Source organism: Streptomyces sp. NBC_01454, from assembly GCF_036227565.1.
In the GTDB taxonomy this organism is placed as follows: Bacteria; Actinomycetota; Actinomycetes; order Streptomycetales; family Streptomycetaceae; genus Streptomyces.
The window spans coordinates 6,833,438-6,852,380 of the sequence record NZ_CP109460.1; the positions used below are offsets into that span (position 1 = coordinate 6,833,438).

Here is an 18,943-nt window from a genome sequence, read left to right on the forward strand (position 1 = left end):
GCGCTCGCTCGTTCTAGCTATCGGGGCGTCGGCGCGCCCCGGTCGAGCGCGTCGCACGAGCGGTTGGAAGGAGCACTACCAATGGGCGAGGGGTACGCATGACCGACACCGGCCAGGTCCCGGGCGAGGGTCAGCCGGAGAACGCAGGCGGACATCCCGGGCAGCCGCAGCCGTCGGCCGCTCCCTCCCCTGCCGATGCCGGTCCGGCTCCGTTGCCGGGCATGGCGCCTCCTCCGGGCGAGTACCCCTATCCCGACCAGACCGACGGCGCCGCCGAGGACGACGATCTGCTGCTGATGCCGGGTGCCCAGGGCGCCTGGAGCGAGCAGCCGGCGCCTCAGTCGCTCCCGCAGCCCCAGGAGACCCACCAGGGCCCGGACCAGCAGCTTCCGCAGGCCGCCCCGTACGACGCGGCCGCCCAGGGGGCCACCGGCTTCGAGCCGGTGTCCGCCCCGATCGGTGACCATGAGAGCGGCGGCCGCGATTCCGGTTCCGTCGACCTCGGCGCCGTCCGCATTCCGCAGCCCGCGGCACCCCGTCAGCAGGACCGGGCCCGCGCGGCCGCACCCGCCACGCCCCCGCGCCGTCCGCTGCACATGGGCCCGCCGGTGCCCGACGCGACCGGCGGCGTGGTCCGTTCGCTGGCCGACCGCGGTCCGGCGGAAGCGCCCGCGCAGGCCGTCGCGCCGCAGGTGGAACCGCCCACCGGCGGCCCGGAGTACTTCGACGCCCCGGCCGGGGCCCCCGAGGCCATGGCGGGTCCGCCGGCCGGCGCACCGCACCCCGGGCAGCAGTTCGGGGACGCGGCGGCGCAGGGCTTCGCGGCCCCGTCGTACGGCGGGCAGCCCTACGAGGGCCAGTGGTCCGCCGAGCAGACCTACGGCGCCGCGGGCCAGGGCCCGTTGCCCGGCCCGCAGCTCGGCGAGATCCCGTCGCAGGTCACGCCGTGGGGCGAGCCCCCGGCCCAGCCCGTGCCGGAGGCGGCTGCAGAAACGGTCTCCCCCGAGGCGCCGCTCGCGCCCGAGGCCGTGCAGGCCGTACCGCAGGACGCACCCCTGCCCACCGGACAGCCGCAGCCGCTGCCGGCCGAGACCGCCGCGCAGCCCGCCGCCGCGCCCGCCGTCGCGGACGCCCCCGCTGCCGCGCCGGGCGAGCGGGCCGAAGCCCCCGCGCAGCCGCAGGACGTGGCCGACGTGACGCCGGAGGCGCTCCCGGATGCGGCCGCGCCGGGGCAGGACGATACGGCCGGGGCGGCGGATGCCGTGGCGGACGCGACGGGACCCGACGCCGCCGTGGCGCAGGCCCCCGCCGCGGAGGCCGTTACGGCAGAGGCCGTGACGCCGGACGTCGTTGTGCCGGACGCCGCCGCTCAGGACGCGCCCGCCGCCCAGGACGCCGCTGCGGTGGTCCAGCAGCCCGAGGCCGTGGCCCCCGCTCCCGCCGTGCCGGTGACGGACGAGGCCGCGGTGCCGGTGGAGCCCGTGCAGCCCGTGCAGCCCGTCGGGCCCGACGCGGAGCGGCCGGCCGCCGAGGCGCCGGCCGCCCCTGCCGACGAGGCCCCGGCGCCGCTGCCCGCACAGCCCGCCGCGGACGTCCCGGCCGGTGACGTGCCCGAGGCCGCCCCCGCGCCCGAGGCCATCGACCAGCCGCAGCCCGCTGAACCGGCCATCGCCGAACCGGCCCCCGCCGTCGACGCGCCCCAGCCGGAGCCCGGCGCCGTGCCCCAGGCGGAGTCCGCCCCGGCTGAGTCCGCTCCGGCCGAGTCCGCTCCGGCCGATCCCCCCGTGGCCGAGCCCGTCTCCGCCCCGGAACCGGCCGCCGAGCCCCGGGCTGCCGCTGCCCTTCCCGTAGCCGATCCCGCACCCGAGGAGGGCGCCTCCGAGGAGGTCGCTTCCCCGGAAGGGGCCGTCATAGAGCCGCCCGAGGCGCAGCAGCCGGCCGCCGACGAGCCGCGGCCCGGTGTCCCCGCCGACGCCGCAGGGCAGCAGACCGCCGAGGCCGCCGCGCTGCGGGCCCCGGATGCCGGCACCGACCAGCAGCCCGTGACGGACGCCGCCGGGAGCCCCGCCGAGCCCGCCACCTCCCCGGCCGGTGCCGCCCCGGGCACCGACCCCACCGCCCCGGCCACGGACCCCGCGACCGCCGGCCCTGCCGAGACGGAAGAGGCCACCGTGACGGACGAGATCCCGGGGGCTGACGAGCCCACCGCAACCGACGAGGCGCCGGAGACCCGCGGCCCCGCCGAGCCCGCCGCCCCGCCCGCCGAAGACCCGCCCGTCGTCGTCCACATCCCGGCCCAGGCGTCCGGTGAACAGCCCGCGACCGCCGTGCCCGCGCCCGACGACGTCCCCGGCGCACCCCTCGACGAGACGCCCCGGCAGCAGGACGCCGCCGCGCTCGTCCAGCTCGGCGAGGACCAAGAGGACGACCGGCCGCAGCCGTCCGGTGACCGGGCGCCCGCGGCGGCGCCCGACGGCGACGGTGCCGACACCCCCGCCGCGTCCCCGGCCGCCGGGTACGACGACTCCGAGCGCGCCGCCGTCCACCGCGTGATGCGCGAACGCCGTGACATCCGCAACGGCTTCCGCAGCGACCCGATCCCCAACGACGTGCTGCTGCGCGTCCTGGAGGCGGCCCACACCGCCCCCAGCGTCGGCCACTCCCAGCCCTGGGACTTCGTCGTCATCCGCTCGGCCGAGACCCGCGAGAAGATGCACCAGCTCGCCATGCAGCAGCGCGAGGCGTACGCCAAGTCGCTGCCCAAGGCGCGCGCCAAGCAGTTCCGCGAGCTCAAGATCGAGGCGATCCTGGAGACGCCGGTCAACATCGTCGTCACCGCCGACTCCACCCGCGGCGGCCGGCACACCCTCGGCCGGCACACCCAGCCGCAGATGGCCCCGTACTCCTCCGCGCTCGCCGTCGAGAACCTCTGGCTCGCGGCCCGCGCCGAGGGCCTGGGCGTCGGCTGGGTCAGCTTCTTCGACGAGCGGGAGATGGTCCGCGAACTGGACCTGCCCGACCACCTGGAGGTCGTCGCCTATCTGTGCGTCGGCTATGTCGACGAGTTCCCGGAAGAGCCGGAGCTGCTGCAGGCCGGCTGGTCCAAGCGCCGTCCGCTGTCGTGGGTGGTCCACGAGGAGACGTACGGGCGCCGCGCGCTGCCCGGCGAGAGCCCGCACGACCTCCTCCAGGAGACCCTGCAGGGCATCCGCCCGCTGGACGCCAAGGCGCTCGGCGAGGCCTGGGAGCGGCAGAAGCGGATGACCAAGCCCGCCGGGGCGCTGGGCATGCTGGAGATCATCTCCGCGCAGCTGTGCGGACTGTCCCGCAAGTGCCCGCCGCCGATCCCGGAGCCGGCCGCCGTCGCGATCTTCGCCGGTGACCACGGTGTGCACGCCCAGGGCGTGACCCCCTGGCCCCAGGAGGTCACCGGCCAGATGGTCGCCAACTTCCTGGGCGGCGGCGCGGTCTGCAACGCCTTCGCCCACCAGGTCGGCGCCGAGGTCTGTGTCGTGGACGTCGGCGTGGCGAGCGAACTCCCCGCCACCCCCGGTCTGCTGCCGCGCAAGGTCCGCGCCGGCACCGCCGACTTCACGGCGGGCCCGGCGATGACCCAGGAGGACGTGCTCAAGGCGATCGAGGTCGGTATCGACACCGCCCGCGATCTCGTCGCGGCCGGCAACAAGGCACTGCTGACCGGCGAGATGGGCATCGCCAACACCACCACCTCCGCCGCGCTGATCGCCGTCTACACCGGCGTCGACCCGGTCGAGGTCACCGGCCGCGGCACCGGCATCAACGACGAGACCCACGCCCGCAAGGTCGAGGTGGTCCGCCGCGCCCTGGAGCTGCACCGGCCCGACCCGGCCGACCCCATCGGTGTCCTCGCCGCGATCGGCGGCCTGGAGCATGCCGCCCTCGTCGGGCTGATCCTCGGCGGCGCCTCGCTGCGCACCCCGGTGATCCTCGACGGGGTGAGCGCCGGCGCCGCGGCACTGGTGGCCCGCGCCATCGCCCCCGAGGCGCTGGCCGCCTGCATCGCCGGCCACCGCAGCGCCGAGCCGGGCCATGTCGCGGCCCTGAACAAGCTGGGCCTGCGCCCGCTGGTCGACCTCGATCTGCGCCTCGGCGAGGGCACCGGCGCCCTGCTGGCGCTCCCCGTGGTGCAGAGCGCCGCCCGCGCCATGCACGAGGTCGCGACCTTCGACTCCGCCGGAGTCACCGAGAAGATCTGAGCGGAGCAGCCACCCGCCCCCGCATGACCCCCGGCCCGCAGCCCCATAGGCTGTGGGCCGGGGCCTTACCCGCCGCCCCGCCGTACCACCTCTCACCAGCCGTTCCAGCGCCGCAGCGGCTGCGCAGGCCGTCGATCCCGCCTCATCCGCACAAGGAGCCGTACCGCCATGGCTGAGCATGCCGCCGAACACGCCGCCTACCCCGTCGGACTGCGGCTGTCCGGCCGCCGGGTGGTCGTCCTCGGGGCCGGGCAGGTCGCCCAGCGCCGGCTGCCTTCGCTTCTCGCCGCGGGCGCCGATGTCCTGCTGATCTCCCCGTCCGCCACCCCGTCCGTCGAGGCGATGGCGGACGCCGGCGAGCTCCGCTGGGAGCGCCGCCGCTACCAGGACGGCGACCTCGCCGACGCCTGGTACGCGCTGATCTCCACCGACGACCCCCGGGCCAACGCCGCCGCGTCCCAGGAGGCCGAGGACCGCCGGGTGTGGTGCGTACGCTCCGACGACGCCGAGGCGGCCACCGCCTGGACCCCGGCCACCGGCCGCAGCGAGGGCGTCACGGTCGCCGTGCTCACCGGCCGCGACCCGCGCCGCTCCGCCGCCGTACGCGACGCCATCGTCGAGGGCCTGCGGGAGGGCAGCATCGCCGCCCCGCACCACCGCCGCCCGCACACCCCGGGCGTGGCCCTGGTCGGCGGCGGCCCCGGCGACCCCGATCTGATCACCGTCCGCGGCCGCCGGCTGCTCGCCGAGGCGGACGTGGTGATCGCCGACCGGCTCGGCCCCCGCGATCTGCTCGCCGAACTCCCCCCGCATGTCGAGGTCATCGACGCCGCCAAGATCCCTTACGGCCGTTTCATGGCACAGGAGGCGATCAACCAGGCGCTGATCGAGCACGCCAAGGCGGGCAAGGCCGTGGTCCGGCTCAAGGGCGGCGACCCGTTCGTCTTCGGCCGCGGCATGGAAGAGGCCCAGGCACTCGCCGACGCCGGTATCCCCTGCACGGTCGTCCCCGGGATCTCCAGCACCATCTCGGTGCCCGGGGCCGCCGGCATCCCCGTCACCCACCGGGGCGTCGCCCACGAGTTCACCGTCGTCAGCGGCCATGTCGCCCCCGACGACGAGCGTTCCCTCGTGGACTGGCCCTCGCTCGCCAGTCTGCGCGGCACCCTCGTCGTCCTGATGGGCGTCGAGAACAGCGGCGCCATCGCCGCCAAGCTCATCGAGCACGGCCGCGCCGGCGACACCCCGGCCGCCGTCATCCAGGAGGGGACCACCGCGGCCCAGCGCCGCGTCGACGCCACCCTCGCCACGCTCGGCGAGACCGTACGGGCCGAGGGCGTGCGCCCCCCGGCGGTCATCGTGATCGGTGAGGTCGTCACCGTCGCCCCCGCTCCTGCCCCCAGGTGACCACCCGCCCCTGCGCGGCATGGAAACCCCGACACCGACAAGGCACTCTCTTTCCGTGGCAGAAATCATCACCGTCGACGATCCGGACGACCCCCGGCTGGCCGACTACACCGGCCTGACCGACGTCGAACTGCGGCGCCGCCGCGAGCCGGCCGAAGGGCTCTTCATCGCCGAGGGCGAGAAGGTCATCCGGCGAGCCCGGCACGCCGGCTACCGGATGCGCTCCATGCTGCTGTCGGCGAAGTGGGTCGATGTCATGCGCGATGTCATCGACGAGGTCCCGGCACCGGTCTACGCCGTCAGCCCGGACCTGGCCGAGCGGGTGACGGGCTATCACGTCCACCGCGGCGCGCTGGCCTCCATGCAGCGCAAGCCGCTGCCGGACGCCACCGAACTCCTCGCCGGGGCCCGGCGCATCGTCGTCAAGGAAGCGGTCGACGACCACACCGACATCGGCGCGATGTTGCCTTTGGGTCTACAAAAGAGTGCAGGTCAGCGCGTCGCCATCTTCGAGGACATCGTTGATCATGCGAATCTGGGGGCTGCCTTCCGCAACGCGGCCGCTCTGGGCTTGGACGCAGTCTTCCTCACGCCACGCTGCGCTGACCCTCTCTACCGGCGGTCCGTGAAGGTGTCGATGGGCGCTGTCTTCCACGTCCCCTGGACCCGGCTGACTTCTTGGCCGAAGGACATCGAGCTCTTCCGGCAGCACGGCTTCGTCACGGCTGCCTTGTGCCTCGGAGAGAAGTCGATCACGATGGACGAACTGGCCGCCCGCCGGTACGAGAAGCTGGCCCTGATGCTCGGCACCGAAGGCGACGGGCTGTCGGTCGACGCCCTGCGCGCGGCAGATGAATGGGTCCGGATCCCGATGGCCGCAGGAGTGGACTCCCTCAACGTCGCCGCAGCCTCCGCCGTGGCCTTCTACGCGACGAGGCTCCGATAAGAACTCGCGCGACCAGGTGCAGGCGTGCCCGTGGCAGCAAGGCAGGCACAGGTCAGCCTGTCCGGGCGAGGGCGCGCAGGGCGTCGAGGGTCTCCCGTTCGTCTTGCTGGTCCCCGTAATCGCTGAGATTCACCATGACGGTCTTGCTCACGGCATCGACAGAGATGTAGTGCCCGTACACGCCGAGGGCGGCGCAATCCTTGCCGTGGCCGCCGGGGGTGCCACCACTGTGCGGAGTAGCCCCAGCCGTCGACTTTGGGGGGCTGAGGTGGCGATGCGCTTGATCCAAGGCCGAACGCGCCCCCGTCCGCACCGAACTCCTCGACGTCCCGGCCAAGTTGACCGAGCATGCCCGCCGCCGTGAGCTCAAGTTCGACCCGGCCTGGCCCACGACCCACCGGGCCGTCGCCGCGTGGGGGCGTATCAGCCCCTGCCAGATCCCGGCTGATCGCCGGCCCGCCGCCCCCACTCACCGGAGGGAGGAGTCCCGCAGCACCCTCGGCCAGTGGAAGCCGACGCCGCACGCGACGACACGCGGCCCACCGACCTGACCAGCAGCGATCACGCCACAGAGCGAACTGTAGGCAATCGGATACCCCAGCCGAACCCCTCACCTCGGCGCGCGCACGTGAATGACCGAGGCTAGATTGACGAAAGAGGGGAAAACCGGCGGCGGCGAGTCGGTTTCATGGCTCATCCCGCGGAACCTTTGATAGGCGCCCGAGAGGGGATCTTTGCCATGGCCAAGGTGCTTTTCATCGTGAGCGGAGCCACCTACTGGGTGTTGAAGGACGGCACGAGGTACGCGACGGGCTACTGGGCCGAGGAGTTCGCGAACCCGTACAAGATCTTGACGGAGGCCGGCCACGAGGTCGTCGTCGCGACGCCGAACGGCGTGACCCCGAACGTCGACATGATGAGCCTGCGCCCCGAGATGGTCGGCGGAAATGACAGCGCCCTCGAGTTGGAGGCCATCATCCGTTCCGCGGAGGTGATGCGTCGGCCGCTGCAACTGTCGGACGTGCGCCTCGAGGACTACGACGCGGTGTACTTGCCGGGCGGTCACGGTCCGATGGCGGACCTGGCGTGGGACGCCGATGCCGGACGGCTGCTGACGCAGCAGCTGGCCTCGGGCAACCCGCTGTTCATCGTCTGTCACGCCCCTGCCTCGATGCTGGCCACCAGGATTCACGGCGAGTCGCCGTTCAAAGGCTTCCACGTCACCTGCTTCACCAACGACGAGGAGGAAGGCGTCGGGCTGGCCTCCAGGGCCCCGTGGCTGCTGGAGACCGATGTGCGGGAGAAGGTCGGGGTCAACTTCAGCCGCGGCCCGATCTGGGAGCCGTACATGGTCGAGGATCGCAACCTGATCACCGGGCAGAACCCGGCCTCGGCCGCGGTCCTGGGTAACCGGATGCTGGAAATCCTCAAGTGACGCCGTCCCGCGGCGATCCGGCCCAGGCGCGTGCCCGCACACGCGGGCCGTGTCCGTGGGGCCGGCACCCGCTCCGAATCCGCTGATCCCGCACCCACCGCGGCTCCAGGTGCAATCCGCCCGGCAGGTCCGGGAAACGTTCACCTGTCGGCCGGGCCATGGCCGTGGCCGCTGAGTCCCGGCGGGTGTGCCGGGATGGGTCACCGGCCTGCGGCATGCCGATCAGGCGAAGGAGGCGAGGGGTGAGCGTGAACGACACGACGGGTGCGGACACCCCCCAGAAGGTCGCGATCATCACCGGTGCCAACGGGGGCATCGGCACCGCCATCGTCACCGCCTACCGCAGCCTCGGGTACGCCGTCGCGGCCACCAGCCGTTCCATGCGGGAATCCGAGGATCCGCAGGTGCTCGCCCTCAGCGGCGATCTGGTGGAGTCCGGTGCGGGCGAGCGGATCGTAGGGGCGGCGATGGATCGGTTCGGTCGGATCGACACCGTGGTCAACAGTGCCGGTGTCTACATCGGCAAGCCGTTCACCGACTACACGGACAAGGACTTCGACCTGATCGTCGGCGTGAACCTGCGCGGATTCTTCAACGTCTCGCGCAGCGCCATCGGCGCGATGCTCTCCCGCGGTGAAGGCGGCGGCCACCTGGTGAACATCTCCACTTCCCTGGTCGACCAGCCGGATTCACGGGTACCTTGCGCGCTCGCGTCGCTGACCAAGGGCGGGCTGAACGCGGTCACCAAGGAGTTGGCGATCGAATTCGCGGGGCACGGCATCCGCGTGAACACCGTCTCGCTCGGAGTCGTCCGTACGCCGATGAACCCGGAGACGACGCCCGAGCTCGTGGGTCGCCATCCACTCGGGCGGATGCAAGAGGTCGACGACGTCGTCCAGGCCATCGTGTACCTCGAGCAGGCGTCCTTCGTCACCGGCGAGGTCCTGCATGTGGACGGCGGCCAGAGTGCCGGCCACTGAAAGATGGCCATGAATGACACCGCAGACACCGAGTCGGTTCTGCGCGAAGCGCTGAACAGGTGGAAGGCCGCCTGCAGAAGGGACAAGGCGATGGATCCTGATATCAGGAAGGCCGCACTCGAGGAACACTGGCGGGCATCGGAACGTGGGGACATCGACGCCGAGCACGCCATCTACGCTGCGGACGCGATCCTCGACTACCCCCAGTCAGGTGAACGATTCCGGGGCCGCGCGACGATTTCAGCGCAACGTGGCGGGCATCCTGCCAGTCGGCAATTCACCGTCCACCGGATCGTTGGCAGCGGGGATCTGTGGATGAGCGAGTGTGTCATCACGTACGACGGGGTGCCCACCTACTCCGTGAGCATGATGGAATTTGCCCACGGGCATGTGGTGCACGAGACGCAGTACTTCGCGGACGCCTTTGGTGCGCCTGAAGGGCGGAAGGCACTCGCGGAGCCGATGCCGGGAAGGAATATCGCCAGGGCCTGACTCAGGGCCGCAGGGCGATTGCACAGTCTGATCGTGTCGGATTGGCCGCCCGAACGGCTCGCTCAGCCCGTTCACCTGCTCGACGAGCGTCCGACGACTGCACTCCGCCGCCCGTCATGGACACGGCGGGACGCGGCACCGCCCCCGGGCAGACCGCCTCACCGTTCACCGTCCGTGCCAGAACAACCACTTGCTCGTCGCCTACCGCGACCTCCTCCACCGCGACCGGCGCGAGGTGGGAGAAGGCCATCCAAAACACGCTGCCACCACACGAAGCAACAACACTCCAGGGTGTCGTGACACCACGTCACTCCATGGGCGCGGTGTTCTCCGTGCCCTACGCCCGCCTGGAGAACTGGCCCCGGGACCTCGCCGTCGTACGGGAAGCGGGCTTCCGGCTGCTCGCGCTGACCCCGGCCGACAAGGCCACCGCCCTCGACAAGGCCACCGCCCTCGACGAGGCCGCCCCGCACACGCTGGAGCGCGCCGCCCTGATGCTGGGCGCGGAGGGCGGCGGGCTGAGCACCGGTGCACTGCGCGCCGCCGACGAGTGGGTCCGCATCCCGATGGCGCACGGCGTGGACTCGCTCAACGTCGGAGCGGCCGCCGCGGTGGCGTTCCACGCGGTGGCGACGGGCCGCCCGGCGACCTGACCCGCCGGCCCGACGGTCAGGCCGAGCCGGCCTGCCGGACGTCCGCGCTCCCGGCCGGGACGACCGGCGCGGGCCGCTCCATCCCCCGCCCGCCGGTCGGCCCCTGGCACCCCTGCGCGGCCGCGATCCCCAGCGCCACCAGCAGCGTCACCACCACGAACACGATGATGCGCTGACGCAGCAGCCGGCGGTCGGGACCGGGCCGGCGCCCGCCCGAGGCCGTACGCACCGGAGTACGTGAACCGTTTCGCCCCGGGGGACGGGCACCCGGCACACCCCGTGCGGCACGCCCGCCGGTCCGCGGCTTCTTCCCCACGGCCGGGGCCGGAGCGGCCGGCCGGGCGACCGCGTCACGGGGCGCCGGAGGACGGGGCGGTTGCGGACGCGGAGTGCTCCCGCCGGTCCGCCGCTCGGTGCGCTGCCGTGCGTACTCCTCGGCCCGCCGGCCGGTCGGCCGCTCCGCGGGGCGGCGCTCGCCGCGCTCCCAGCCGGCCCCGGCACCCGCCCCGCTCTCCAGCGGCCCGCCCGACAGCCCGTGCGCCTCACGGGCCGCGATCTCCTTGAGCCGCAGCGACAGCGACAGGGTGCTGGGGCGGTCCGCCGGATCCTTGGCCAGACACGAGGCCAGCAGCGGCGCCAGGGCGTCCGGCACCCCGGCCAGCTGCGCCTCCTCGTGGACCACGCGGTAGAGCATGACCTCCGAACTTCCCTGTCCGAAGGGGGAGTCCGCGGTGCAGGCGTAGGCCAGGGTCGCGCCCAGCGCGAAAATGTCCGTCGCCGGGGTCACGGCGGCCCCGCGCACCTGCTCCGGCGCCAGAAAGCCCGGTGAGCCGACGGCCGTGCCGACGTGCGTCAGCGTGCTGGCGCCGGTCGCCCAGGCGATGCCGAAGTCGATGATCCGCGGGCCCTTGGGCGACAGCAGAATGTTCGACGGCTTCAGATCGCGGTGCACCACGCCCGCGTCATGGACCGCCAGCAGCCCCTCGGACAGCGCGGCGCCGACGGAGGCGACCTGCGCGGGGGACAGCGGCCCCTCCTCGTTGACCTTGTCGTGCAGCGAGGGGCCCGGGACGTACTGCGTGGCGAACCACGGCCGGTCCGCGTCGAGATCGGCGGCCACCAGCCGCGCCGTACAGCCGCCGCGGATCCGCCGGGCGGCGGAGACCTCGCGCGCGAACCGCGAACGGAACTCCTGATCCTCCGCCAGATCCGGCCGGATCACCTTGAGCGCCACCCGCTGCCCGCGCTTGTCCGAGCCGAGATAGACCACGCCCATCCCGCCCGCGCCCAGCCGACGGTGCAGCCGGAACGTCCCGACGACACGCGGGTCCTCGCGTCGGAGCCGCATCATCGCCATGTCCGTCCCCTACCTGCGGCGGGGAGCCCCCTCCGCTGCCAACCGTCTGACGTGGCACAGCTTACGGATTGACGGCTCGCTGTGCGCAGAGGCCGCGCATGCGTCGGCGGCCGGATTGTCCGTGGCCGGAGCGGAATCCGCAGCACAGGGCCGGAATCGGACCCCGTCCCGCCCGGCTTCCCGCCGGACATCCCAATGATCCCTCGGACAAGGGGGATTGACACGATGAAAGGTGATCGGGCCCGGTTGGCGAGGGATGCCGGGGATACGCTCCCGGCGCGGAAAAGGCGGCGGGCGGCGGCGGGGGACGGGGCAGGGCGGCCGTGCGCGGGGGAGCGGCCGGCGTGAGCGAGGTCACCCTCAGGGGTGCCCGCACCGCCGCGCTCCGCCGGTACCCCTGGGGGATGCCCCCAGGTGGTGGACGTCTCTCTCCACCCTGGGGAGTACGCGCCGCGCGGCCGCGTCATCCTCCTGGATGCCGACGAATCGATACGACGGCATGACGCCTGCCGCCGGCCGGCTGCCTAATGTGGTGTTCAAGCGGCGGGCGCAGCACTCGTCCCCCGAGGTCAGACGCCCGCCGCCCCAGACACGACGGGAGCGGGACGATGGCAGAGACCTCAGGACGAACGGCCCTTCGGGCGCAGGGGCGCAGGGCCGCCGCGGTGCTCGGCGGCCAGCAGTCCTCCGGCACTCGCCATCCCCTCGTCGCGGTGGCCATGGTGCTGCCGCTGGCGATCCTGCTCTCCGTCGTCTTCGGCGGCTGGGAAGCCGTCGTGACACAGGCGTCGTCCGTGGCCGGAATGCTGGGGCACTGAAAGCGCCCCGCGTCCTGGGAGAGCGGCCCGGGACGGGGACCTCCGGTTGATTCACCCCGTGGGGACGGGGGGTAACTACGGACGGCACGACGGCCGGGCATCTGGGGAGATGCCCGGCCTTCGGGTTTTTCCGGCCGCCGCCCGGCCCGGTCCGCCCGTGGACGCGTCCGATCCCAGGCCGGGCCCCACGGGGCAGCACCACCACCCACGGCGATCCGGCCCGTACGGGACTCGGGGGAACCATGACCACACCACCGCTCGGCCGCCCTCACCGCGGCGCCCACTCCGGCCGGCACCGCGGCCGGGACCCCGGACGCCGCCCCCGAGGTGCTCGCCGACCGCCCCGACGGCACCGTCGTCCGCGGCGGCCACACGGTCGCCAAGGCCCACGCCCCCGACGGTGACCCGCACGACCTGGCCGCCCGGCTGAGGATCGCCGCCCACCCCCTGCTGCGCGGCATCCTGCTGCCCCCGCTTCCGGTCACCGCTCCCGACGGCTTCCTCACCCTCACCCTCACCGACGACGGCCGGGCCCTCACCCGCCGGCCCTACGGCAGCCCGGTGTCGCCCGACGACCCCGACGCCGCGCCCTGGGAGGACGCCGCCCGCCTGCTGGCCCGTCTGCACACCACCGACCCCTGCCAACTGCCGGACCCCGTGCCGCCGATGCGCGGCCCCGCCAAGGCCGCCCGCGCCCTGGCCCGGCTACGCGGCGCCCTGGCCCCCGCGGCACCCGGCACCGCACCGCTGCCCGCGGCCGCCGCGGCCGTCGAGCGCGCCTGGTCCCTGCTGCCGCCCTGGGCCCGGGGCGCGGCCCCGCCCCCGCGGACCCACACCCTGTGCCACGGCGATCTGCACCTGGGCCAGCTGGTCCGCCACCCGGCCCCCGACGGCCCCTGGCTCCTCATCGACATCGACGACCTCGGTCTGGGTGACGGTGCCTGGGACCTGGCCCGTCCCGCCGCCTGGTTCGCCACCGGTCTGCTTGCCCCCGGCATCTGGACGCGCTTCCTGGCCGCCTACCGCGCCGCCGGCGGCACCGCCGTCCGCCCGGTTGGCGACCCCTGGCCCGACCTGGAGATTCCCGCCCGCGCCCTGACCGTGCAGACCGCGGCCCTCGCCGTCGCCAAGGCCGCCCGCGCCGCCCGCCGCCTCGACGAGGCGGCGGACGCGATGGTCGATGCCTGTGCCCGGATGGTGTCCCTGCCGCAGCAGTTGGCGCCCGCCGGGCCCGTCGTAGGGTGAACCCCTCGCCGCCGGCAGGCCGTTCCGCGGGCGCCGCGGCGAGCAGTGACGGATGAGCGGGAGTGAAGCCCACGATGCAGTGCCCCAAGTGCCATGCACCGATGCACACATACCACCGCAATGGCGTCCAGATCGAGCAGTGCGCCGGCTGCCGGGGGATCTTCCTGGACTACGGCGAACTGGAGGCCCTGAGCCGTCTCGAATCCCAGTGGATCCAGCAGCCCCCGCCGCCGCCCGCCCCACAGGCCTACCCGGCCGCCCCCGCCTGGGGAGCCCCGCACCAGGGCCACCACGGTCACCAGAGTCACTACGGTCACCAGAGTCACCACGGCCACCAGAGTCACCACCGCAGCTTCGGCCACATGCTCTTCTCGTCCTGACCGGTCTCCTTCCGACCGGCCCCTTCTGACCGGCCCCTTCTGACAGGCATGGACCCGACCGGCTTTGTCCCGACCGGTCCGGCCCCGGAAAACGACCGAGGGCCGGAGCGAAATGCTCCGGCCCTCGATCAGGTGTGGACGATACTGGGATTGAACCAGTGACCTCTTCCGTGTCAGGGAAGCGCTCTCCCGCTGAGCTAATCGTCCTCGGGACCGCGGATCACGAAGATCCGCAGCTGCGTGCGCGATACTGGGATTGAACCAGTGACCTCTTCCGTGTCAGGGAAGCGCTCTCCCGCTGAGCTAATCGCGCGGGACGGATTCCCCGGTCAAGCACAGTCGGGGATCCAGTGGACGATACTGGGATTGAACCAGTGACCTCTTCCGTGTCAGGGAAGCGCTCTCCCGCTGAGCTAATCGTCCTTGGAGGTGGAGACGGGATTTGAACCCGTGTAGACGGCTTTGCAGGCCGTTGCCTCGCCTCTCGGCCACTCCACCAGGAGTGAGGGGGTTCGGGAAGATCCCCCACATCGAGCGGACGACGAGACTCGAACTCGCGACATCCACCTTGGCAAGGTGGTGCTCTACCAACTGAGCTACGTCCGCAGGTGTCTCTCCCAGACTACGTCCGGGAGCTACTCGGCCCCCGGGGCGCTCTCGCGTCCCGGCGACGTGTTGAACTCTAGCGGATTCCGGGGCCAGTACAAAAACGCGTTTGTGCAGCGTGCTGCGCCGACCCGCCCGGCACAGGCGGGGTCCGGGCCGCCGCCATAGACTCGCTGACGTGCACGACTTCGCTCCCATGGCCCGCTTCGGCGGCCTGATAGCCACCGACCTGCGCGATGTGACCAGTGATCCCGCAGCTCTGGACTCCTCGGGCTGGTGGGCGGTGGCCGCCGACTTCGAGGGCGCCGTGGTCTGCGCCCGCTTCGGCGACGTACGGCCGGCCACCGCCGCCGACGAGCCCGCCCCCGGCGGCTGGCGCGGCCCCGCCCCCGGCGCCTGGACCAGCTCCCTGGACCGCGACGCCTATACCGGCGGCGTGCGGCGCATCCGTGAACACATCGCGGCCGGCGACGTCTACCAGGTGAACCTTTGCCGGGTCCTGACCGCACCGCTGCCCGATCCCGGCAGCGCCGATGTCGACGCGCTGTCCGCCGTGCTGGCCCGCGGGAACCCGGCGCCGTACGCGGGCACGATCCGGCTGCCCGGCCACGGGGTCGAGATCGCCGGCGCCTCCCCGGAGCTCTATCTGCGGCGCGACGGGCGCACGATCGACTCCGGGCCGATCAAGGGCACCGGCCGGACCGCGGCGGACCTCTCGGCGAAGGACCGGGCGGAGAACGTGATGATCGTGGACCTGGTCCGCAACGATCTCGGCCGGGTCTGCGCCACCGGCACCGTCACCGTCCCGGCACTGTGCGCCATCGAGGAGCACCCCGGCCTCGTCCACCTCGTCTCCACGGTGCGCGGTGAACTGGCCGAGGAGAATGAGAAGACCGCCTGGGCGGATCTGCTGGACGCCACCTTCCCGCCCGGGTCGGTCACCGGCGCCCCCAAGTCCAGCGCCCTGCGGATCATCGACGAGCTGGAGACCGCGCCCCGCGGCCCGTACTGCGGAGGCATCGGCTGGGTCGACGCGGACCGCCGCACCGGTGAGCTGTCGGTCGGCATCCGCACGTTCTGGATCGACCGCACCCCGCCCGGCGGACCGGTGCTGCGCTTCGGGGCCGGCGCCGGGATCATCTGGGATTCCGACCCGGAGCGGGAGTGGGCGGAGACGGAGTTGAAGGCGCGCAGGCTGCTCGCGGTAGCGTCGGGCGCGCACGAGGCGAGTGGAGGTACGCGATGAAGATCTGGCTCGACGGAGGACTGCGGGACGCCGAAGGCGCCCGGGTCTCGGTCTTCGACCACGGGCTGACGGTCGGCGACGGGGTCTTCGAGACCATCAAGGCCGACCACGGCCGGGCCTTCGCCCTCACCCGCCATCTGGAGCGGCTGACCACCTCCGCCCGCGGACTCGGCCTGCCCGATCCCGACCTCGACGAGGTACGGCGCGGCTGCGAGGCCGTCATGGCGGCCAACCCGATGGCCCTGGGCCGGCTGCGGCTCACCTACACCGGCGGTGTCTCCCCGCTCGGCTCGGACCGCGGCGACGCCGGCCCCACGCTGGTCATCGCGCTGTCCGAGACCGCCCGCCGCCCCGACACCACGGCCGCCGTCACCGTCCCGTGGACCCGCAACGAGCGCGGCGCGCTCACCGGCCTGAAGACGACCTCCTACGGCGAGAACGTCGTCGCCCTGGCCCGCGCGCGGGAACAGGGCGCCTCCGAGGCGCTGTTCGCCAACACCGTCGGGGCGCTCTGCGAGGGCACCGGCTCCAACGTCTTCGTCGTCCTGGACGGCGAACTGCACACCCCGCCGCTGCACTCCGGCTGTCTGGCGGGCATCACCCGCGCCCTGACGATCAGCTGGGCCGGCGCCAAGGAGACCGATCTCCCGCTGGACGCCCTGGAGCGCGCCGAGGAGATCTTCCTGACCTCCACCCTGCGCGACGTCCAGGCCGTGACCCGGATCGACGGCCGCCAACTCCCCGACGGGCCCGGCCCGGTGACCGCGGAAGCCATGCGGATCTTCGACGAGCAGTCGGCCGCCGACTTCGATCCGCGGTGATGACGCCGGCGCGCGCCGGCGGGTAGAAAGTCCTCGTGACCACAACGCTGCGGCCCGCGGGACCGGAAGAGCGGCACGACGACGGGGGCCGGGCGCGCCCGTACGACATCTGCGTCAACAGCCGCCGGGTCGGCGGGATCCGGCTGACCACCGACGCCCGGTTCGGCCCCACGGCCGGCCGGATCACGGACCTGGGCATCGACGCGGCGGACCGGCACCGCGGCCGCGCCACGGTCGCCGCGCTCGCCGCGGAGGAGGTGCTGCGCGGCTGGGGGTGCCGGCAGATCGAGCTGACGGTACCGGCCGGCGCCACGGCCGCCCGGCGGCTCGCGGCGACGCTGGGCTACACCGAGCGCAGCCGCACGATGAGCAAGCCCCTCACCGGACCGCCCCGGCTGCCCGACGGCAGCAGCGACCGGGCACTGGGCGAGGAGGAGTACCCGGCCTGGCGGGAGGCCGCGCTCGCCGAGCACCTCCGTACGCAGCTGGCCCAGGGGATGTCCCGGGCCCGCGCCGAGGAGGCCTCCGCCGCCGGCCATCGCGCCCTGCTTCCCGAGGGCGCCGCCACGCCCTACCAGGCGCTGCGCATCCTGGCCCACGGCGGCGCGGACGTCGGCAGCATCTGGGTCGCCCTGCGGATGCCGGACCAGCCCGGCGGCTATGTGGTCGACGTGCAGGTCGCGCCCGGACACCGCGGCCACGGGCACGGCCGCACCCTGATGCTGGTCGCCGAGCGCGAGAGCCTGGCCGCCGGCCGCGCCACCCTCGGACTGAACGTCTACGCGGACAACGCGCCCGCGCTCGGCCTCTACACCTCGCTGCGCTACCGGCCCACCGGCTATCTGCTCTGGAAGCCGATCCTGTGACGGCGCCCGGCGGGCTCCGCCGAGGCCGGGCTCAGCCCTGTTCCGCCAGCAGCCGGTCGGCGATCTCCTCGATACGGGCCCGCAGCCCCTCCTGGCTCGTCCCGCCGTCCAGCCGCTCGCCGCCGATCACATACGTCGGGGTCCCGGTCACCCCGATCGCCTTGCCCTCGGCCTGGTCCGCGTCGACGATCAGCAGGTGCCGCCCGTCGATCAGCGCGGTGTCCAGCTCCTCGGCGTCCAGCCCCAGCTCCGCGGCGACCTCCATCAGCAGCTTTTCGCCGCGCTTGCCGAGCTCCTCGCTGCGCGCCAGCACCGCCTCGATGTAGGGCCACCCCTGCCCCTGCTCCACGGCCTCCTCGGCGGCCTGGGCGGCGGCGTAGGCGTGCTGGTGCTTGGGGAGGGGGAAGTGGCGCAGCCGGATGTCCAGCCGGTCGCCGTAGCGCGCCCGCAGCGCCCGCAGGTCCTCCAGGGCGGCGTGACAGTCGGGGCACTGAAGCTCGCACCACACGTCCAGCACGGGGCGGACGGGACGGGCGGCGGCGGAGGGGGTGTCGTTCATGGAGGCCAGTCTTCCAGCCCTCCCGCGGCCCACGCCGGGAGGTACCCCGGCGGGTGCCCGAACCGGGACCTGCGAAGGAGCGCAACCCGGAGATGTCCCTGAGGACGTGCCGGAACGTGGCCCGCGCGGGTGCGGACAAGGCAGGATGGAAGGGAGCAGAGTGCCTGCTCACCCATCCATCGGCAGGAGGACCGGATGCTGACCTCGACCGTCTGTGCCGCGGTGTCGGCAGCGGGCCTGGGCATCGCCGCGATCACGGCATACCGCAAGCGGTTCCTGGCCGCGACCCGCATCGCCGCCTTTTCCCTGATCCCCATCGGCCTGGTGATGACGGGCGTCATCGACTGGGTCACCGGCATCGTCTTCAAGCCCACGGTCTGGGCCGGCTTCGGCGTGCTCGCGCTCTCGTTCGTGCTGTTCGCCGTCGGCCGGGCGGCGGAGCGCCGCAGGGGCGGGATCGGCAGCCGCAAGGAGCGCAAGGCCGCGTCGGCGGCCCGGCCCGACGCGGTGGCCCCGGCCGCCTCCGTCCCCTCCCTCGGCGCGGGCCGCCCCGCCGCGCAGCCGGCCGCCAAGGGGAAGGCCGCTCCGGACAAGGGCGGTGCACCCAAGGATGACTTCTCGGACATCGAAGCGATCCTGAAAAAGCACGGGATCTGATGAACTACCGCTGCTGAGGCGCCGATCGGGCGTACCCGGGCGATCATCTGCGCCATGATGCGCGCGAGATGAACGATGAGTGCGCCCTCGCCCAAGACGACGCCCCGTCCCCCGAACCGCGCGGTTGCCTGTTCGCGCTGTCCCAGCCGCCGCTGATGCTCTTCCTCGCCGTGATCGGCTTTCTGCTCCTCCTCGGCGCCGTGCATGACCTCTACATCCTGTGAGGCCGCCGGTGCGCCG

At 73.4% G+C, this 18,943-nt stretch carries 16 protein-coding genes, 5 tRNA genes and 1 pseudogene; 15 read left to right on the plus strand and 7 right to left on the minus strand.

Annotated features, from left to right (window positions below):
• Positions 1 to 98 precede the first annotated feature (98 nt).
• From cobT to OIU81_RS30240, 7 genes and pseudogenes are all read left to right on the plus strand, one after another.
• Positions 99 to 4,235 carry a nicotinate-nucleotide--dimethylbenzimidazole phosphoribosyltransferase gene (cobT, locus tag OIU81_RS30210; RefSeq protein ID WP_329152899.1) on the plus strand — a complete coding sequence of 1,379 codons (4,137 nt, stop codon included), beginning with the start codon at positions 99 to 101 and terminating at the stop codon, positions 4,233 to 4,235.
• 168 nt (positions 4,236 to 4,403) lie between these two features.
• Positions 4,404 to 5,642, plus strand: a complete 1,239-nt coding sequence (cobA, locus tag OIU81_RS30215; RefSeq protein ID WP_329152901.1) for a uroporphyrinogen-III C-methyltransferase — start codon at positions 4,404 to 4,406, stop codon at positions 5,640 to 5,642.
• A 55-nt stretch (positions 5,643 to 5,697) separates the two neighbouring features.
• Entirely contained in the window at positions 5,698 to 6,588 is an 891-nt protein-coding gene (locus OIU81_RS30220; protein WP_329152903.1) for a TrmH family RNA methyltransferase, read from the plus strand.
• A gap of 739 nt (positions 6,589 to 7,327) precedes the next feature.
• Entirely contained in the window at positions 7,328 to 8,023 is a 696-nt protein-coding gene (locus OIU81_RS30225; protein WP_329152905.1) for a type 1 glutamine amidotransferase domain-containing protein, read from the plus strand.
• A 242-nt stretch (positions 8,024 to 8,265) separates the two neighbouring features.
• Positions 8,266 to 9,003 carry an SDR family NAD(P)-dependent oxidoreductase gene (locus tag OIU81_RS30230; protein ID WP_329152907.1) on the plus strand — a complete coding sequence of 246 codons (738 nt, stop codon included), beginning with the start codon at positions 8,266 to 8,268 and terminating at the stop codon, positions 9,001 to 9,003.
• Between the two features lie 9 nt (positions 9,004 to 9,012).
• Positions 9,013 to 9,495 carry a nuclear transport factor 2 family protein gene (locus OIU81_RS30235; protein WP_329152908.1) on the plus strand — a complete coding sequence of 161 codons (483 nt, stop codon included), beginning with the start codon at positions 9,013 to 9,015 and terminating at the stop codon, positions 9,493 to 9,495.
• A 311-nt stretch (positions 9,496 to 9,806) separates the two neighbouring features.
• A pseudogene (locus OIU81_RS30240) lies at positions 9,807 to 10,148 on the plus strand (TrmH family RNA methyltransferase); the annotation flags it as partial.
• 16 nt (positions 10,149 to 10,164) lie between these two features.
• On the opposite strand, the gene OIU81_RS30245 reads toward OIU81_RS30240, so the two are convergent.
• Positions 10,165 to 11,505, minus strand: coding sequence for a serine/threonine-protein kinase (locus OIU81_RS30245; RefSeq protein ID WP_329152909.1), 1,341 nt, complete (start codon positions 11,503 to 11,505; stop codon positions 10,165 to 10,167).
• A 608-nt stretch (positions 11,506 to 12,113) separates the two neighbouring features.
• Between OIU81_RS30245 and OIU81_RS30250 the strand changes: the two genes are divergently transcribed.
• The 3 genes from OIU81_RS30250 to OIU81_RS30260 all read left to right on the plus strand — a co-directional run bounded on the left by OIU81_RS30250 (position 12,114) and on the right by OIU81_RS30260 (position 13,948).
• Positions 12,114 to 12,323, plus strand: a complete 210-nt coding sequence (locus OIU81_RS30250; protein WP_329152910.1) for a hypothetical protein — start codon at positions 12,114 to 12,116, stop codon at positions 12,321 to 12,323.
• Positions 12,324 to 12,650: 327 nt separating this feature from the next.
• On the plus strand, positions 12,651 to 13,568 hold the full coding sequence (locus OIU81_RS30255; RefSeq protein ID WP_329152912.1) for a phosphotransferase family protein: 918 nt from the start codon (positions 12,651 to 12,653) through the stop codon (positions 13,566 to 13,568).
• 74 nt (positions 13,569 to 13,642) lie between these two features.
• Positions 13,643 to 13,948 (plus strand): TFIIB-type zinc ribbon-containing protein, encoded by a 306-nt coding sequence (locus OIU81_RS30260; RefSeq protein WP_329155460.1) that lies wholly within the window; start codon positions 13,643 to 13,645, stop codon positions 13,946 to 13,948.
• Between the two features lie 135 nt (positions 13,949 to 14,083).
• On the opposite strand, the gene OIU81_RS30265 is transcribed toward OIU81_RS30260, so the two are convergent.
• The 5 genes from OIU81_RS30265 to OIU81_RS30285 all read right to left on the minus strand — a co-directional run bounded on the left by OIU81_RS30265 (position 14,084) and on the right by OIU81_RS30285 (position 14,554).
• Positions 14,084 to 14,155, minus strand: a tRNA-Val gene (locus tag OIU81_RS30265).
• 34 nt (positions 14,156 to 14,189) lie between these two features.
• Positions 14,190 to 14,261: transfer RNA gene (locus OIU81_RS30270), tRNA-Val, on the minus strand.
• Between the two features lie 38 nt (positions 14,262 to 14,299).
• A tRNA-Val gene (locus tag OIU81_RS30275) sits at positions 14,300 to 14,371 on the minus strand.
• A gap of 1 nt (position 14,372) precedes the next feature.
• Positions 14,373 to 14,446, minus strand: a tRNA-Cys gene (locus OIU81_RS30280).
• Between the two features lie 35 nt (positions 14,447 to 14,481).
• Positions 14,482 to 14,554: transfer RNA gene (locus OIU81_RS30285), tRNA-Gly, on the minus strand.
• A gap of 196 nt (positions 14,555 to 14,750) precedes the next feature.
• On the opposite strand from OIU81_RS30285, the gene OIU81_RS30290 reads away from it, so the two are divergent.
• The 3 genes from OIU81_RS30290 to OIU81_RS30300 are packed head-to-tail and all read left to right on the plus strand — an operon-like array spanning position 14,751 to position 17,487.
• On the plus strand, positions 14,751 to 15,800 hold the full coding sequence (locus OIU81_RS30290; RefSeq protein ID WP_329155462.1) for a chorismate-binding protein: 1,050 nt from the start codon (positions 14,751 to 14,753) through the stop codon (positions 15,798 to 15,800).
• Complete coding sequence (locus OIU81_RS30295) at positions 15,797 to 16,621, plus strand: aminotransferase class IV (protein ID WP_329152914.1); 825 nt, start codon at positions 15,797 to 15,799, stop codon at positions 16,619 to 16,621. The genes OIU81_RS30290 and OIU81_RS30295 overlap by 4 nt, the downstream gene beginning before the upstream one ends.
• A 35-nt stretch (positions 16,622 to 16,656) precedes the next feature.
• Entirely contained in the window at positions 16,657 to 17,487 is an 831-nt protein-coding gene (locus OIU81_RS30300; RefSeq protein ID WP_329152915.1) for a GNAT family N-acetyltransferase, read from the plus strand.
• A gap of 31 nt (positions 17,488 to 17,518) precedes the next feature.
• On the opposite strand, the gene OIU81_RS30305 is transcribed toward OIU81_RS30300, so the two are convergent.
• Positions 17,519 to 18,046, minus strand: a complete 528-nt coding sequence (locus tag OIU81_RS30305) for a DsbA family protein (RefSeq protein WP_329152918.1) — start codon at positions 18,044 to 18,046, stop codon at positions 17,519 to 17,521.
• Positions 18,047 to 18,241: 195 nt separating this feature from the next.
• Between OIU81_RS30305 and OIU81_RS30310 the strand changes: the two genes are divergently transcribed.
• Positions 18,242 to 18,703, plus strand: a complete 462-nt coding sequence (locus OIU81_RS30310; RefSeq protein WP_329152920.1) for a hypothetical protein — start codon at positions 18,242 to 18,244, stop codon at positions 18,701 to 18,703.
• Positions 18,704 to 18,771: 68 nt separating this feature from the next.
• Positions 18,772 to 18,927 carry a hypothetical protein gene (locus OIU81_RS30315; protein WP_006607510.1) on the plus strand — a complete coding sequence of 52 codons (156 nt, stop codon included), beginning with the start codon at positions 18,772 to 18,774 and terminating at the stop codon, positions 18,925 to 18,927.
• The last annotated feature ends 16 nt before the right edge of the window (positions 18,928 to 18,943 follow it).

Bases quoted from the DNA above. Each gene is read 5' to 3' on its own strand.
- OIU81_RS30295 (WP_329152914.1), top strand. From the start codon at position 15,797: ATGAAGATCTGGCTCGACGGAGGACTGCGGGACGCCGAAGGCGCCCGG.
- OIU81_RS30225 (WP_329152905.1), top strand. From the start codon at position 7,328: ATGGCCAAGGTGCTTTTCATCGTGAGCGGAGCCACCTACTGGGTGTTG.
- OIU81_RS30315 (WP_006607510.1), top strand. From the start codon at position 18,772: ATGAACGATGAGTGCGCCCTCGCCCAAGACGACGCCCCGTCCCCCGAA.
- OIU81_RS30310 (WP_329152920.1), top strand. From the start codon at position 18,242: ATGCTGACCTCGACCGTCTGTGCCGCGGTGTCGGCAGCGGGCCTGGGC.
- cobT (WP_329152899.1), top strand. From the start codon at position 99: ATGACCGACACCGGCCAGGTCCCGGGCGAGGGTCAGCCGGAGAACGCA.
- OIU81_RS30250 (WP_329152910.1), top strand. From the start codon at position 12,114: ATGGCAGAGACCTCAGGACGAACGGCCCTTCGGGCGCAGGGGCGCAGG.
- OIU81_RS30245 (WP_329152909.1), bottom strand. From the start codon at position 11,505: ATGGCGATGATGCGGCTCCGACGCGAGGACCCGCGTGTCGTCGGGACG.
- OIU81_RS30290 (WP_329155462.1), top strand. From the start codon at position 14,751: ATGGCCCGCTTCGGCGGCCTGATAGCCACCGACCTGCGCGATGTGACC.
- cobA (WP_329152901.1), top strand. From the start codon at position 4,404: ATGGCTGAGCATGCCGCCGAACACGCCGCCTACCCCGTCGGACTGCGG.
- OIU81_RS30260 (WP_329155460.1), top strand. From the start codon at position 13,643: ATGCAGTGCCCCAAGTGCCATGCACCGATGCACACATACCACCGCAAT.
- OIU81_RS30305 (WP_329152918.1), bottom strand. From the start codon at position 18,046: ATGAACGACACCCCCTCCGCCGCCGCCCGTCCCGTCCGCCCCGTGCTG.
- OIU81_RS30235 (WP_329152908.1), top strand. From the start codon at position 9,013: ATGAATGACACCGCAGACACCGAGTCGGTTCTGCGCGAAGCGCTGAAC.